The sequence below is a fragment of the Vibrio sp. A2-1 genome (assembly GCF_021728355.1).
Lineage (GTDB): Bacteria > Pseudomonadota > Gammaproteobacteria > Enterobacterales > Vibrionaceae > Vibrio > Vibrio splendidus_K.
Genome location: NZ_JAKKCO010000001.1, coordinates 338165 through 353256, shown reverse-complemented (window position 1 = coordinate 353256; position 15092 = coordinate 338165). Strand labels below are relative to the sequence as shown.

General features: G+C 42.8%; 16 protein-coding genes. 7 read left to right on the top strand and 9 right to left on the bottom strand.

Annotated features, from left to right (window positions below; genetic code table 11):
• Positions 1-105: 105 nt before the first annotated feature.
• Positions 106-468, bottom strand: coding sequence for a RidA family protein (locus L3V33_RS01490; RefSeq protein ID WP_237288810.1), 363 nt, complete (start codon positions 466-468; stop codon positions 106-108).
• 282 nt (positions 469-750) lie between these two features.
• On the opposite strand from L3V33_RS01490, the gene L3V33_RS01485 reads away from it, so the two are divergent.
• A complete protein-coding gene (locus L3V33_RS01485) occupies positions 751-1197 on the top strand; it encodes a DUF417 family protein (protein WP_237288809.1) in 447 nt (148 codons plus the stop codon).
• Positions 1198-1306: 109 nt separating this feature from the next.
• On the opposite strand, the gene L3V33_RS01480 is transcribed toward L3V33_RS01485, so the two are convergent.
• The 7 genes from L3V33_RS01480 to L3V33_RS01450 form a co-directional block, all read right to left on the bottom strand.
• Positions 1307-1825, bottom strand: coding sequence for a GNAT family N-acetyltransferase (locus L3V33_RS01480; protein ID WP_171329686.1), 519 nt, complete (start codon positions 1823-1825; stop codon positions 1307-1309).
• Between the two features lie 71 nt (positions 1826-1896).
• Positions 1897-2361 (bottom strand): acyltransferase, encoded by a 465-nt coding sequence (locus L3V33_RS01475; protein WP_237288808.1) that lies wholly within the window; start codon positions 2359-2361, stop codon positions 1897-1899.
• Between the two features lie 113 nt (positions 2362-2474).
• Positions 2475-2624, bottom strand: a complete 150-nt coding sequence (locus L3V33_RS01470; RefSeq protein WP_181258631.1) for a hypothetical protein — start codon at positions 2622-2624, stop codon at positions 2475-2477.
• Between the two features lie 94 nt (positions 2625-2718).
• On the bottom strand, positions 2719-3075 hold the full coding sequence (locus L3V33_RS01465) for a hypothetical protein (protein ID WP_171312947.1): 357 nt from the start codon (positions 3073-3075) through the stop codon (positions 2719-2721).
• A gap of 224 nt (positions 3076-3299) precedes the next feature.
• Entirely contained in the window at positions 3300-4547 is a 1248-nt protein-coding gene (locus L3V33_RS01460; protein ID WP_237288807.1) for a RidA family protein, read from the bottom strand.
• 578 nt (positions 4548-5125) lie between these two features.
• Positions 5126-5605 carry a GNAT family N-acetyltransferase gene (locus L3V33_RS01455; RefSeq protein WP_235451138.1) on the bottom strand — a complete coding sequence of 160 codons (480 nt, stop codon included), beginning with the start codon at positions 5603-5605 and terminating at the stop codon, positions 5126-5128.
• Positions 5606-5846: 241 nt separating this feature from the next.
• Positions 5847-6731 carry an AraC family transcriptional regulator gene (locus L3V33_RS01450; protein ID WP_237288806.1) on the bottom strand — a complete coding sequence of 295 codons (885 nt, stop codon included), beginning with the start codon at positions 6729-6731 and terminating at the stop codon, positions 5847-5849.
• A 193-nt stretch (positions 6732-6924) separates the two neighbouring features.
• On the opposite strand from L3V33_RS01450, the gene L3V33_RS01445 reads away from it, so the two are divergent.
• The 6 genes from L3V33_RS01445 to L3V33_RS01420 all read left to right on the top strand — a co-directional run bounded on the left by L3V33_RS01445 (position 6925) and on the right by L3V33_RS01420 (position 12870).
• On the top strand, positions 6925-8073 hold the full coding sequence (locus L3V33_RS01445) for an iron-containing alcohol dehydrogenase (protein ID WP_237288805.1): 1149 nt from the start codon (positions 6925-6927) through the stop codon (positions 8071-8073).
• 235 nt (positions 8074-8308) lie between these two features.
• Positions 8309-9055, top strand: a complete 747-nt coding sequence (locus L3V33_RS01440; protein ID WP_276573996.1) for an amino acid ABC transporter ATP-binding protein — start codon at positions 8309-8311, stop codon at positions 9053-9055.
• The gene (locus L3V33_RS01435; RefSeq protein WP_237288804.1) at positions 9055-9852 is read left to right on the top strand and encodes an amino acid ABC transporter permease; all 798 of its coding nucleotides are present in this window, start codon (positions 9055-9057) and stop codon (positions 9850-9852) included. The genes L3V33_RS01440 and L3V33_RS01435 overlap by 1 nt, the downstream gene beginning before the upstream one ends.
• Before the next feature lie 12 nt (positions 9853-9864).
• Positions 9865-10674, top strand: a complete 810-nt coding sequence (locus L3V33_RS01430) for a transporter substrate-binding domain-containing protein (protein ID WP_012600468.1) — start codon at positions 9865-9867, stop codon at positions 10672-10674.
• 132 nt (positions 10675-10806) lie between these two features.
• Positions 10807-11733 carry an amino acid ABC transporter permease gene (locus tag L3V33_RS01425; protein ID WP_237288803.1) on the top strand — a complete coding sequence of 309 codons (927 nt, stop codon included), beginning with the start codon at positions 10807-10809 and terminating at the stop codon, positions 11731-11733.
• Positions 11734-11925: 192 nt separating this feature from the next.
• On the top strand, positions 11926-12870 hold the full coding sequence (locus tag L3V33_RS01420) for an ADP-ribosylglycohydrolase family protein (protein WP_237288802.1): 945 nt from the start codon (positions 11926-11928) through the stop codon (positions 12868-12870).
• 204 nt (positions 12871-13074) lie between these two features.
• Here the strand turns inward: L3V33_RS01420 and L3V33_RS01415 are convergent, their stop codons facing one another.
• Positions 13075-15081, bottom strand: a complete 2007-nt coding sequence (locus L3V33_RS01415; RefSeq protein ID WP_237288801.1) for a TonB-dependent siderophore receptor — start codon at positions 15079-15081, stop codon at positions 13075-13077.
• Positions 15082-15092: the final 11 nt, after the last annotated feature.

Genomic DNA, 15092 nt, shown 5'->3' with positions numbered 1-15092 from the left:
AGTTTTGGGTAGCGTATAAAATTAAAGAGCCACTCAAGTGATTCACCTGAGTGGCTTTGTTGTATTTATAATGTTTTATAAGGTTATTGGTACCAGTATCTTCAATTACTGGAATTTTTCACCCGCAGCAACCATAAACGACATCTCAACCAATAGCTCAGGGTTAGCAAGTTCAGCTTTCACACATGCGCGGCTTGGCGCACAGCCTTCAGGGAACCACGATTCCCACACTTCATTTAACGCGTCAAAATTGGCAAAATCTGTTAAGTAAATCGTTACCGACAATACGCGAGATTTGTCACTGTCTACCAAACTCATCATTTCTTCAGCTTGATCAAAAATTTGCTTAACCTGACTCTTAATTCCTGCAGATGTATCCGTCTCTGGTACCTCAACAAAACTTGCGATGCCATTAAATACAGTTACATCTGACCAGCGTTTGGTCGGGTTAATTCTATGGATTTTCACGAGCGATTCTCTTCTTATAATTAGGGATTTACGTCAAAGTAATCTAATCCAAATTCCTAATATTGAAAACAAAAATTAGAAAGCTCGCTGTACCTTTTGAACAGCACTATCGCCTACACATTGCCTCGGTTCTAAACATCACCAGTATTTAAGTTCATATCGAGACAACAAGTCTCTACCTGTAAAATCTCTAGATAGATATATTAATTATTATTCTCAATGCGAAATTTAACCTGAACTCCTGCGGTCATATTCAGGGATTTTATTAAATGGAGTACTTTTATGCATGTTCAAACCTATGATTTAAAACAGAGTAATGTCGGATACAACCTAGGCGTGATTGGCGTAGCATTAGTGTTAGCTTGGATTGGTATTTACAAATTTACACCAACTGAAGCGATGCTTATAGAACCCCTAATCACAAACCACCCAGCAATGAACTGGCTTTACAATCTGTTCTCAGTGCAAGCTGTGTCTAACATGGTGGGTGGTGCAGAGATCATCGTCGCGATTGGATTGATCGTTGGATTTAAGAAGCCGACAGTCGCATTCTATTCAGGCATTGCAGCAGCGGCTATCTTTGTTGTGACACTCAGCTTCCTGATTACAACGCCAAATGCTTGGAAAGTATCGGATGGCATCTTAGTCACTAACTTCTTCCTAGTGAAAGATATCCTGTTTTTGGCTATCGCGATTAGCGTAATCGAACGTAACAAACCTCAGCAGTAACCGTAAATCTAGAAGTGGCCAAAACCTAGAAGTAACCTTGAAATAAAAAGACTCGAAGCTGGCTAGAAGGACGCTGCCAGCTTCTAATGTAAAAGGCACTGATAGTCACCTAGTCAGCTAAAACCTTACGATAATAATGAGCATCTTGATCCTTCCCTTTGAACACGGCGTAACTTTCAACGCGCTCAACTAAATCAAAGCCTGTATTGGATAAGATTTTGTTTGAACCAACATTACCCACTAACGCATAGGCATCAACATATTTAAGGGATGAGTGCTCGGCCAAGTAGATAAGTAACTTCCTAACCGCGTTAGACGCAATGCCTTTTGAAGCAAAGGGTCGACCTACTCGATAACCTAGCTCCCCACTTCCAGCGTTCTGGTCGATATCACGAACATTGATTCGCCCACAAATAGTGCCATTAGCGTCTTTAATCAACATAGGAATCATCTCGCCATTGTCATACTCTGTTAGAAAGCTAGTGACTTGCTCGACAACACCCGTATTAGAATAGAAACGGTCTTCCCGAGCTGGGACAAATTGCTCAAACCACTCTCTATTTTCAACTTCAAACTCCAATAAAGCACTGGCATCGCTTGGATGAAGTACGTGTAAAAATACATCCATAATAAATACCCTGTCGCTTATCTAAAAAAGCCGCACCTTATGATTCATACAGCTCAGCTTGTCTTATGAATCTAAGGTAAGTCTCTTAACTTCTTAGCAGGGTTGCCAGCATAAATACCTTTCTCGGTGATGTCTTTTGTCACCACACTGCCCGCACCGATTACCACTCCTTCACAAACACTGACAGACAACATTGTCGCATTAGAACCGATGGTAACGTTATTTGCGATAACGGTCCGTCCCCAACTGTCTGGGTTTGGATCTGGTTTGCCATCTTTGAACAAGTCATTGGCAAACATCACCCCGTGCCCAACAAAGCAGTCACTTCCGATAGTCACATACTCGCAAATAAAGGTGTGAGATTGAATCTTACTCCTCTCGCCTATCACGGAGTTCTTTTGAATCTCAACAAAAGGGCCAACTAACACATCATCTTTAAGCTCACAGCCATAAACGTTGCTTGGTTCGATAATCGTGACATTCTCGCCACAGGTAATGTCAGTAATCTGTACCTTTAACACTCTTGGACTGGCCATACTTCCTCTCGACATTAGCGTCACAATTCAACCTAAGCGATTGTGCCGTGTGCATTAAATCGCATCAAATAGAGATAATGAGAGTTAGTAATGGGTCAAAGATTCTGCATAAATTAAAACAACCCAACCAGCAAAACTGACAATACCACTCCACTGATAAAACTTGGCGCATGAAATGGGCGAGCTTTAGATTTTACGTACTCTTTCTGAAGATCTTCTTGATAAGTTTTAACAGCGAGTTCTTTTACGTAGTTATTTTGCATAATAAGCTCCTTCTTAATCAGTAAGAGAAGCTTAAGACTTGAAGTTAGGTTGAGGTAAAGCAAAAATTCAGATTAATTGAACACTTTAGTTTTGTTACTCGAGGATTACCCTGAACACATCGTTATTCACACCGCCAACATCCACTAATTCGCCCTGCTTCATAACAAGCGAAGCGTTTAGTTGTCGTGTTGAACGCGGCTCTTCCTTTTCTCGAATCACGAGTATATCGACGAAGTAGCCAGAATCTTGCTTACGTATTGCCCCTGAAAAAGTCACGCTTTCAACCCTATCCGCGAGCACTGAACTAAATGTTTTATCTTCTAAAACACCCGAAGAAATCGAAGTGTCACCATAAAAAAGAGTGATAGTTTTTGGGTCAGGAGCTAGCTCAGGTTTGGATGAACAACCCATCAGGGCTAGGCACAGCATTAAAATAACTCGAAATTGCATAAACTGGTATTCTTACGTTAAGCGTCTGTTTTTCATATTAAAACACTTCACATCAATAAACACCATATGTCGGGCAGAAGCTTGTTTAGAATGAACTATATAGCAAGGCTTAATGATGGGGTTACGTCTTGGGATGGAGTTCGCGAATCAGAGAATCGGCTCTGGTTCCTTGTTAGGAACTAGAGCCTTAATTTAATTGCTTTTATCGAAGGGGTTCAATGGTTCTAAGCAACACCGTCTTGTGGAGGCGTGCCTTCACAGTTAGAAACAACAGCATCAATTTGTACTAAAGCATTCATTGGGATTTCTGAAACCCCTACTACGGTTCTTGCCGGCAAATCAGCATTAAAGAATGCGGTGTAGATTTCGTTTACCGCATCAATATCTGAAATATCCTTAAGTTGAATATTAATTTTCACCGTATCGTCCATGCTATGGTCAACACTTTCAATTATCGCCTTAATATTTTTTAAACATTGCTCAGCTTGTTCTTTTAGCCCACCAGCAACAATTTCATTTGTTTTTGGGTCTAAAGGTAATTGGCCTGAAATATGATTGTAGTGAGAGAAAGCAACAGTATGCGAATAAGGCACGAATGGTGCAGCAGCAGTATTATTGGTTTCAATAACCAGCAAGCGAGTGTCTTCTGGTAATTGCGGCGGTGTACCGTCGCCATGTGAAACGGATGTATCAATTTGAATTAAAGCACCCATTGGTAATTCAGCGGCATTAACAACGGTACGAGCAGGAACATAGCTTGGGAAGAATTTAGCACATACTTCATTTACCACTTCCGCATCTGCGATATTTTTTACGTAGATAGTCGTTTTAACCACATCATTCATGACATGTCCGATGCTTTCTAAAATAGCTTTAATGTTTGATAGACATTGGGTCGTTTGCGCTTCGATACCACCATCAACCAACTCACCTGTGGTTACATCTATCGGTAACTGAGCTGAAAGATTGTTGTAGTGAGAAAAAGCCGCAGTCTGCGTGGACACAGCACTTTGAGGCGCATTATCCGTATTTCTTGATACCTTAACTAGTGCGCAAGGTGCTTGTGGTTTAGTGCCTTCGCCGTTTGAAATAAGAGCATCCATTTGAACTAAAGCGTCACTGTTCGGTAGCGCAGCGACACCCACGACTGTTCGTGTAGGAAGGCTGTTGTGGAAGAAGCTTTTGTAAACTTCATCAATAGCATCGATATCAGAAATATTCTTAACGAAAACATTAATCTTCACGACATCATCCATAACATGGTCGATGCTTTCAACAATCGCTTTAATATTATTTAAGCATTGCGTTGCTTGGTCTTTAATATCACCAGTTACTATTTGACCTGATTTAGGATCAACAGGTAATTGAGCAGAAAAGTTATTATAATGAGAAAAAGCGACCGTTTGTGTAGATACAGAATTAATTGGTGCATTTTCAGTATTTCTTGAAATCTTAATGATATCGCTACTCATCGGTATTATCCTTTTAATAAAATAGGCATACGTATTTATATTTAACAATCGTATTGGAAAGAATGATTAAAGTAGCGCCATGTTAAGTGAATTATTTTAGGGTAAACGTGATATCCATCAGACTCTCAGTTGACTATAAATCAGCAAGTTACAGAATAATTAGTCATCGAACGACTAATTATCCGTAACACTAGGCTTTATCAACTGCTAAATTCTCTTTAATTTTAAGTCTATTCAATAATCCTGAATACTCTCTCTGAGAATACGATGAGTAATTCCTAAACTTTAGATAATATTTGATAGGTTGTTCACACTAAAAGTCCTATAACTCTTTTACTAGCCTAATTATTGAGCTTACTCTCTTATATACGTGCATAAACTCTTAGGCTGTTTAACTAATTATTTTAGAGAGCTATTTTTATATAAATACGTTAATAATATACTCGACAATCAAATACCAACACACTGAAAATGCCCACAATTAGATACATTTACTCACTTAATTCAACAAGACAACTGTGTTCGTTCAAGGTATCCGATAAGTCGGCCTAGAAGTAGCCACTGTAATTTTCAAAACATTAACGACGAGCGCCTAAGAAGCTTGACCATTTGTCTTTTACTTCAGGCGTTAAATCTAGCGAGAATTCGTAGCCTAAATGATTTTCACGTGTGACCTCAAAACCTAGATGCTTGTGAAACCGCACCGACAACTCATTAAGACGTAGGACATTACTCACTAACACAGTTGAGTGATTGTTCTTAAGTTTATCGGCAATTGAACGAAACAAAGAAAGGAAAGCCGCCTTACTACGATAGTTTGGGTGTACCACAAACATAGGTACAAACCACTGACCATCGCCTAAATCACGCAGTGTCGTATAACCAATTAACTTGTCGCCTCTACGATATTCAAAAAGTAACCCCTGCTCAATTGATTCAGCACGTGACGCCAAATAAACATCTCTTTCGATCGGAAACCCGGCTTCTTTAGAAATTGACTCCAACGTGAGCATATCTAGTTCCAAATACTCTTCCATTACTTCCTTGTTAGCTAACATCTTATGGTGAACCTTTAAATATCATGGATGCACAAAACACACTTCAAGCTAAAAATTCCAAGCATTAAGTACCGTTGCGACGCATTTTTTCTGCTGTGACTCAAAGAAATTGAAGAACTAAGCAAGTAATAAAAGCAGGTAAGCCTGCAATAAATAACACTTCTCGATCAACCAAAAGATATACGTGATATCGCGCAACATGAAATACCGCACGTTTCAGAACATAAATATTGGGTAAAGGCTAAACAGCTCTTGGAGTAGTGTTGAAGTGGCGCTTAAATTCGCGGCTGAATTGAGATGGGCTCGAGTAGCCGACTCGGCGGGCAGCATCGCTGATGCGCAGGCCTTCTAGCTGAATCAATTCTTTGGCTTTGTTGAGCCTGACCTTCTTCAAGTATTGCAGCGGTGATTCGAACGTTACGTTACGAAAGGCGTTGTGGAACGCAGACACACTCATGTTGGCTTCGTCGGCAAGCGATTGAACAGTGATGGTTTGGTCGTACTCTTCATGCACTTTAGACAGCGCTTTAGCGACACGTGCATAGTGTCCGTCATGATGAGCTAAATCAAACAGCACACGCCCTTCTGAACCTGTTAATGCGCGGTAGACAATCTCCGTCACCATGGCATCTCCCAATATATTGGCTTCAATGTCACAATGTAGAGTTTTGACCAATCGAGTAAAGCTCTCCAGCATTTGCTCTTCCATCGGCGTGGACTCTAAGCCGCTAGAATTCTGTTTGTGCTTATTGCAGTAGCTCTCAAGAAAGCCTTGGTCTTCTAACTTTTTTACCAAGCTGTGCAAACGTTGAGAGTCAATGTTGATAGATAAACCAAGCAATGGTTCACCATTAACAGGCAAAGCCTCACACTCCAACGGCATTGGCACACCGACTACAAGGTAATCACCAGCTGCGTAAGTGACTGGGCGTTCGCCAATATAGATATTCTTTTTACCTTGCCCCAGCATTATGATGCCAGATTGGTAAGTAAAAGGCTGACGCTGATTGCCGCCGCTGCTTCTATATAACCACACGCCGTCAATTTCTGTTTCTCTGATCCCTTCAAGATCATTCCAACCTTTGTGTTCAACGTAAGACTGTAATAACTGCGCGAGTTCTTTCATAAGTGGCGACTTTCCATTCCAAGTGCTAAGAGTATGTAAGCTAAAGCAGAGGAAGAATATCAAGTTTGTAGAAATAGGCAATTTATTTGGAGAAACAGCCCTTCATTACCCCGAATGACTGTACTAATATGCAAATATAGAAATTGAGCAATAAACCAAAATAACAAATTTAGCTTTACACAAGGAATCTCTAATGCAATTTACTTATGTTAACCCTACAGTTATCCACTTCGGCCAAGGCCAAATCAACGCTATCAGCCAAGCGGTTGATACTTCGAAGAAAGTACTAGTCATTTACGGTGGCGGTTCAATCAAAAGCAACGGTGTTTACGACCAAGTTGTCGCTTCTCTAAAGGATCACGCTTGGATTGAGTTCGCTGGCGTTGAAGCAAACCCAACCAAAGAGACGCTAGACAAAGCCGTCGCTCTTGTTAAAGAAGAAAACGTAGAGTTCATTATCGCTGTTGGCGGTGGTTCAGTAATCGACGGTTCTAAGTACGTTGCTGCGGCGGCTAAATACGACGGCGACGGTTGGGATATCCTAGCGGGTAGACACCAAGTAACAGAAGCGACACCAATTGGTGCGGTGCTGACACTTCCTGCGACAGGTTCTGAATCTAACATGGGTGCGGTAATCACTCGTAAAGAAACTCAAGAGAAACTGGCATTCATGAACCCTGCGGTACAGCCTAAGTTTGCGGTTATGGATCCAGATGTAATGAAGTCTCTGCCAGAGCGCCAACTGATCAACGGCTTAGTTGATGCGTGGGTTCACGTATGTGAGCAATACATCACAATGCCAACAGACGCGATGGTTCAAGACGGTTACGCAGAAACACTGCTTAAGAACCTACTTGTACTGGGTAAGCAATACGACGAGCGTGACAACGACGCTTGGCGTGCAAACCTAATGTGGACAGCAAACCAAGCGCTTAACGGCCTGATTGGTACTGGCGTTCCTCAAGACTGGGCAACACACATGATTGGCCACGAGTTCACAGCACTATGGCACGTAGACCACGCACGTTCTCTTGCGATTGTTCAACCTTCACTACTTCGTAATCAAATCGAAGCGAAGCGTGGCAAGCTTGAGCAAATGGGTCGTAACGTGTTTGGCCTAGAAGCGGGTGCGGATTTAGCAGAGCGCACTATTGCTGCAATCGAAGCGTTCTACCACAGCCTAGACGTTCCAACCATGTTCGACGGTTACGAAACAAACAAAGCAACTGCGATTGATAGTGTTGTAGCGCAACTTGAATCACACGGTTACCTAGAGCTTGGCGAGAACAAAGCAATCACGCCTCAGAAAACACGCGAGATTCTAGAGTCTGCGATTCAATAACGGTCAAAATTAGAGCAAGGAAGACAAGGTTCTAAAGAAAATCACCATAATCTAAAAATTTATTCCGTGAAACTGAACCAAATTCTTTGCCTTTGCGTATATCCTCAAGCAGCGTCCAAATCAGGCGCTGCTTTTTAATTTGCCCTACAAGATGCTATTAAATTCTCATAAGTCCTTAATTTTATGTGCATTCAGATTTCTATATTGGTAAGGTAAACCTGTCTCTTTACTAGGTATGAACAACGATTTGAACAATCTCAAGGAAATGGTTAAGTTTAAGTCACTTAACAAGTGGTATGGTGATTTTCATGCCCTAAAGGATATCGATTTAAATATTGATCAGGGAGAAATAGTGGTGATTTGCGGCCCATCAGGTTCGGGGAAATCAACTTTAATCCGCTGTATCAATCAGCTAGAACCCTTCGAAAGTGGCGAGCTTTCTGTGCTAGAGCAAGTGCTTCCGAGCAAGTTCAACACACCAGGTCAAGTCGGAATGGTGTTTCAGCACTTTCATTTGTTCCCCCATCTTACCGTGCTTGAGAACCTAACTCTGTCGCCGATTCGTACGCTTAAAAAAAGCAAACAAGAAGCCGAGAAGATTGCAATGCACTATCTCGAACGCGTACACATTGCAGAACAAGCCAACAAATACCCTGTACAACTTTCTGGTGGCCAACAACAACGAGTGGCTATCGCACGTTCACTGTGCATGAAGCCTGAATTGCTGCTTTTTGATGAACCAACTTCAGCGCTTGATCCGGAGATGATCAACGAAGTGCTCGACGTGATGGTTGAACTGGCGAGCGAAGGTATCACCATGGTGTGTGTGACCCACGAAATGGGCTTTGCGAAACAAGTGGCCGACCGCGTTATCTTCATGGATGAAGGACAAATTGTGGAATCCAATACGCCTCAAGCGCTTTTTGAAAACCCGCAACATGAACGTACTCAAGCGTTCCTAAATCAAATCCTGACTTATTGATGTTGATTCGAATTATTAAACCCGCCCTATCCGCTTTGGTACAAATTATTGTGCTCGTGGCTTCGGTTGTCTGGATCCTCGATTCTGGCGCACAAACCATGGGATACACCTGGCAATGGGAGCGCGTCCCGGACTATATTGCTTTCTATGAAGATGGTGAATGGTGGCCAGCAGAGCTGATTGAAGGGCTACTGGTTACCATCAATATCTCTTTGATTTCTTTGGTCGCTACGTTGATCATTGGTTTAACGACAGCGCTATTGAGAAACTCAAACTCTGTAGTCGGACGCACCTTAGCCACCAGCTATGTTGAGTTGATTCGTAACACGCCGTTATTGGTACAGATTTATTTGCTCTATTTTGTATTTGGCCCCGTATTAGGGCTGGATCGCTTTAGCACTGCCGTTTTAGCCTTGGCACTTTTCCAAGGTGCTTACACCGCCGAGATATTCCGTGCCGGTTTAAATGGTATTGCGAGAGGACAATTTGAAGCAGCTCAATCCTTGGGCTTATCAAAGACCTATACTTACTGGGATGTGATTCTTCCTCAGGTGGTGCAACGCACCTTGCCACCTTTGACCAATGAAGTGATCTCTCTAATTAAAAATTCTTCGATTGTGAGTGTCATGGCTATTTTCGACCTGACAACCGAAGCCAGAAACATCGTTTCTGAAACCGCGATGCCATTCGAGATTTGGTTCTCTGTGGCGATCATTTATCTTGCTCTTACACTTTCACTTTCTTCCGTTGCTGCTTGGCTTGAGCATAAGCTCGGATCTAACTGGCGAACACAATAAGGATTTATCAGCATGAAGCTATTTAAAACCGCGATTACAGCCCTACTTGCGCTTGCCGTAAGTTTGCCTGCACTTGCTTCTGAAACGCCTAACCTCGATAAAATCAACGAACGTGGCTCACTGCGCGTTGGTATGTCGACATTTGTTCCTTGGGCGATGCGTAACAAACAAGGCGATCTCGTTGGCTTCGAAATCGACGTGGCGAAACGCCTTGCCGAAGATTCAGGTTGGAAAGTCGAATTTGTACCTACGGCATGGGACGGTATTATCCCTTCTCTATTATCGAAGAAGTTTGATGTGATCATCGGCGGTATGTCTATCACTGAAGCGCGAGCTAAAAGCGTGCTGTTCACTGAACCTTACTCGCACTCTGGTGTTCAACTGGCGGCTAATAAAGAGCTAGCGGAAGGTTTTACTCAGATCTCTGATTTTGATTCTCGCCGTGTGAAAATTGCAGCACGTCGTGGCGCTTTCACTGTTCAAGTCGCTCGTGAAACCTTCCCGAAAGCAAAAGTACTTCAGTTCGATGACGATGCTCAAGCATTCCAAGAAGTGTTGAACGGCAACGCACACGCGGTTATTGCGTCTAGCCCGAAACCAGAACACGAAACGATCAAAAACGCAGACACGCTATTTATTCCATTTGAAGAGCGTCTATCAAAAGGTAACGAAGCATTTGCAGTTCGCCTAGGTGAAACTGACAAGGCAGAATTCTTCAACGAATGGATCAAAGCACGTACTGAAGATGGTTGGTTAAAAGAGCGTTACGAGTACTGGTTCTCTACTCTAGATTGGCAAGACCAGATTGCTCAAGGTCAGTAATCAGAACTTTTGCTAGTGAATCGAGGCAGTGCATTGTCTGCACTGCCTTTTCATCGGCAACTTGACGCTTTATTGATGATCTAAAACTCAACAAAACAGCCTACTAATTATTATTGTTTAAACAGGAATGACGTGAGTAGTACTAGCGCATTAACAACACCTAAGCCCAACTTTCATATGAAGCCTTGGTATCAACGCCTTACTCTTTTGGATGGCGTGTTACTCGCCGTCATTTGTGTGTTTGCAGGCTGGCTTTATTATCGTTCGGCTGTTGGTATTAATTACCAGTGGCGCTGGGAAGATGCGTTTACACTAATTTTTATTCCACCTTCTCAAGGCAGTATTCCCTATTTTTTCCAAGGCTTGATCGCAACGCTGCGCTTAAGTTTATGGAGTATGGTGTTAGCACTCTCTTTTGGCACACTGTTAGGTGTGGCAAGACACTCAAAGATCGCTTTTTTCAAAACACCGGCACTGATTTTCATTCAGTTGGTTCGTAATATTCCGCCGCTGGTGTTTGTCTTTATCTTTTACTTCTTTGTTTCTAACCAACTGATACCATTGCTTGGTTTAGAAAGTATCTTGCGTGAACACAATGGCGAGATTAACGCTGTTCAAGATTTCCTGTTCGGCCCAGCTAACCTTTGGGAAAACTTGGCGTCTGGTGTTATCTGTATTGGCTTGCTCTCTTCTGCTTATATTGCTGAAGTGATTAGAGCTGGCTTAGAAGGTATTCCTAAAGGCCAATGGGAAGCGGCCGATTCACTCGGTCTGTCTGCATTATCTAAGTATCGATTTGTGGTCGGTCCACAGGTATTAACGGCTATCACACCGCCATTGGCTGGCCAAGCAATCTCCTTGGTTAAAGACACGTCGATTGTGTCTCTGATTTCTATCCAAGAGATGACGTTTGTTGGTACTGAGATGGCAAACTCTTCAGGTTTGATCTTTGAGATCTGGCTGATTATAGGCTTCGTATATTTTGTTTTGTGCTTTGCGCTTTCACGTCTTTTCAAAGTGATTGAGCAGCGTTCTAGCGCCTACCTTAACCATCAGTAATACCATTAATCAAAAGTATCGACTCGCCCGACTATTCATTGCCCTTATTAATTTCACCTGATTGGTTTAAGTTATTGACCAATCAGGATTTACCCCTTCATATTTCTTCTTAGAAACACAGCAAAATGCTCGCCTAATCACTATACTTAACGTACCGAACTACGTTGATTCATCTCAAGGACATTGCTCAACATGGACAATCATAAAGAAAGAGCTTTTTACGCCGTTGTTGGCGCATTGGTTGGAGACGCAGCTTCAATGGGGCTGCACTGGCTGTATGACCAAGAGAGGATCTTACACGTGGCTGGTTTTGAGCCTGAATTTCGCTCACCGAATCGGTTCGACTATCAAGACAAAGGCTACTTTGCGCACCAAGGTAAAACCGCAGGTGAGCAATCGCAATATGGTGCTCAGTTACTGGCGATGGTCGACAGCTTAGTCGAAAACCAAAAATACGATGAAGCGAGTTATATCCAGCATTTCCGTTTCTGGTTTGATTTTGGTGGCAGCTGGAATGGTTACATCGACAAAGCGACACGTGTGAGCTTGTTGAATATCCATCAATTAGAACTAACTAACGCCTCAATTACCGCATGCGGCGCAGACGACACTCAATTACCTGCTGTTTCTAAGATCATCCCGTTAGTCGCATGTACTTATACCTCTCATACTTTGCCTGCCATGGTTGAGAGTGCGGTGCGAGTCACCAACAACAACGACAAAGCTGTAGAATGGGCACATGCCATCACCCTATTAGTCCAAGCCGCTATCCAAGGTAATTCGCCATTGCAGTCGGTTGAAATGGTGCGACAAACTTGCAGCAAATTTATCCACGACCAAATCGATGAAGCACTGGCTGAACCGGAACTATCAATAACAGAAGCCGCCACAAAGTTTGGGTTACACTGTGAACTCAGTGCTGCCTTTCCATTGCTTATTCGAATCATTGCGGGTGCTCAGAGCTTTAAACAAGGTATTCGCGACAATATTTTGTGTGGTGGTGACAGTTGCGGACGTGCCATCGTTATCGGGGCGGTATTAGCGGCCTGTTTCTACGAAGAAGATGGCGCGATTCCAACTGAATGGCTCAGTCAGGTAAACCTTAAAGGTGGTGTATTGTCTCTGCCGATTGAATAACGTACTGCAACTACTGTCCCCAGTGACCAATAGCCAATAGCCAATAGAAAAACGAAAAAATCGCCTCTCGATACTTTGTCCGAGAGGCGATTTTATTTGCGGCAATGTCTTTAACCTAAAATTAGAGTGCTAAATGAGAAAGCAGTCTGGTTTAATGCAACCGTTAGCTTATCGTTCCAACCGGATCTACGATCCCAAACCTTTCTAAAACTGATACGCGGCTGAAAGCTTGTAGTTACGACCTGGTTCATAGTCATCAAGGGTGAAACCTCTAGCGGTACCAGAACGAGATGCGTGTGAGGTGTATTGTTCGTCAAAAACGTTATCTATACCAAAGGTAACGGACAACCCATCCACATTTGAAGGCACCCACTGCGCGTACAGGTTATGAACATCGTAACCTTCTTTGATTGGTTGACCATCGAATACATTGTCTTCGTCTTTAACAAACATCGAGTTCCAACCGAAGATCGTTTCAAGGACTTCAGACTGATAATCCAATGTTAGCGTGATGCTGTCACCCATATCAATACTGCGACTATTTCCACCCGCGACAGCACCACCTGTATCTTTGTTCTTAGTATCTGAACGCGCATAAGATAGTTTGCTATTAAACATTTCATAGCCGTAAGACATACTTGCTTCGAAGCCTGTTATCTCGACATCACCGAGGTTGTAAATCAGATAGCTTTGACTAGCACCTTGGTATTCTTCTGTAATGTAATCATCGATATTTGTTTGGAACACGGTTAGGTTGGCGCCAATGAAATGATTATCCAAGCGTTTGTCGAAGCGGAGACCACCTTGTGTGTTTTGCCCTGTCTCAGCTTTTATATCATCGGCTAAGTAAGCGACGTCTTGGTAGGCAATGAAGGTCTCCATTAGCTCGGGGCCTTTAAATAATGAACGTGTGCTGGCGAATAATGTCCAATCCTTCGTAATATCCCACTGCGTCGCCAAAGACCAAGTCACGTCATCAAAATCATCATTACCTGTTTCCGCTTTACGTTGGTAATCATCAAAGCGAAGTCCTGCTGTGATTGAGAAAGCTTGGGTAAAGTAGAACTGGTCTTCAACAAAAAGTGCGGTGGAAATTGCTGACTCGTCCATAAACTTACTGCTGCCATAATAACTGCTAGATGACTTATCCATATAATCAAAGCCATATGTTGCGATATTATCAAACGACATAAGGCGATAGTCTGATTGGAACTTAGCATTCAGGCCAAAGTTTTGGTTTTTAGCCGTATTCTTGGACAAACGATTAGAAGGCCAACGAGGAGCCATCACAGATTCGTCTCGCTTAATCTCAGTTTCTGTATTGTACAGAGTAACGTTACCTTGATGACTTTCGCCACGGAGCTCATAGCTAGCCGTTATCGTGTCACGGTCGTAATCGGTAGGAATGAGAATGTCATTAGACAAACCTTCATTCGCACCGCCAGACATATCTGGACGTGGACTGTAATCACCGCTATCACGATATAAGTCATAAGAGAGTTCAAAGCGGTGTAGGTCATTCGGTTCAAAACCAATCTTACCGAGAATGTTGTACACATCCCCTTCTGAACCAAAGGTTTCATTGCCGTCGCCGTCTTCGAAGTCATCTCGACTCATGTAATGGCTATAGAGCATGGCATCGACCTTATCCGACAATAAGCCATATACAGTTAATGAACCTTGTTGGCTTGCATTCGTGGCATAGCCACCATAAACACGAGCGCCAAAAGTTTCGTCGTAACGAAGTAGGTCTCTCGCATCTTTGGTTTCAAACAGAACGGAACCGCCTAATCCATTTTGCGTCACAGAGTTGTTACCCACTTGGATATCGGCCGACTTCAAGATGTCTGGGTTAAGAGTCAGGTTGCCGATATGGTGGAACATATTAGCGTGCTGAGAAGCACCATCTAGTCGAATATCTAAATCCGTCTCACTTAATCCGCGAATAGTAATTCGTTGGTTCACCGAGTGCGTCCCCCCAACATCAACACCAGGGATCTCACGTAATAAATCAGACATGTGATCGGCTTGCTTTAGAGACATGTCATCGGCAATGATCGATTCAGTGTTGCTCGATACCTTCGTTCCCCACACCACGACCTCATCAAAGTGCGATGTGTTTTCTTGTGCAATAACGGTGCTGCTAAACGCACTGACAATTGCAATACAGAGAGCTGAAAGCTTAATTGTTGAGTTGACTGGGCTTTCCATAAATTCGATCC

What these genes read in the sequence shown, in the direction of transcription:
- L3V33_RS01485 (WP_237288809.1), top strand. Translation starts at nt 751, where the DNA reads ATGCATGTTCAAACCTATGATTTAAAACAGAGTAATGTCGGATACAAC.
- L3V33_RS01480 (WP_171329686.1), bottom strand. Translation starts at nt 1,825, where the DNA reads ATGGATGTATTTTTACACGTACTTCATCCAAGCGATGCCAGTGCTTTA.
- L3V33_RS01475 (WP_237288808.1), bottom strand. Translation starts at nt 2,361, where the DNA reads ATGGCCAGTCCAAGAGTGTTAAAGGTACAGATTACTGACATTACCTGT.
- L3V33_RS01470 (WP_181258631.1), bottom strand. Translation starts at nt 2,624, where the DNA reads ATGCAAAATAACTACGTAAAAGAACTCGCTGTTAAAACTTATCAAGAA.
- L3V33_RS01465 (WP_171312947.1), bottom strand. Translation starts at nt 3,075, where the DNA reads ATGCAATTTCGAGTTATTTTAATGCTGTGCCTAGCCCTGATGGGTTGT.
- L3V33_RS01460 (WP_237288807.1), bottom strand. Translation starts at nt 4,547, where the DNA reads ATGAGTAGCGATATCATTAAGATTTCAAGAAATACTGAAAATGCACCA.
- L3V33_RS01455 (WP_235451138.1), bottom strand. Translation starts at nt 5,605, where the DNA reads ATGTTAGCTAACAAGGAAGTAATGGAAGAGTATTTGGAACTAGATATG.
- L3V33_RS01450 (WP_237288806.1), bottom strand. Translation starts at nt 6,731, where the DNA reads ATGAAAGAACTCGCGCAGTTATTACAGTCTTACGTTGAACACAAAGGT.
- L3V33_RS01445 (WP_237288805.1), top strand. Translation starts at nt 6,925, where the DNA reads ATGCAATTTACTTATGTTAACCCTACAGTTATCCACTTCGGCCAAGGC.
- L3V33_RS01440 (WP_276573996.1), top strand. Translation starts at nt 8,309, where the DNA reads ATGAACAACGATTTGAACAATCTCAAGGAAATGGTTAAGTTTAAGTCA.
- L3V33_RS01435 (WP_237288804.1), top strand. Translation starts at nt 9,055, where the DNA reads ATGTTGATTCGAATTATTAAACCCGCCCTATCCGCTTTGGTACAAATT.
- L3V33_RS01430 (WP_012600468.1), top strand. Translation starts at nt 9,865, where the DNA reads ATGAAGCTATTTAAAACCGCGATTACAGCCCTACTTGCGCTTGCCGTA.
- L3V33_RS01420 (WP_237288802.1), top strand. Translation starts at nt 11,926, where the DNA reads ATGGACAATCATAAAGAAAGAGCTTTTTACGCCGTTGTTGGCGCATTG.
- L3V33_RS01415 (WP_237288801.1), bottom strand. Translation starts at nt 15,081, where the DNA reads ATGGAAAGCCCAGTCAACTCAACAATTAAGCTTTCAGCTCTCTGTATT.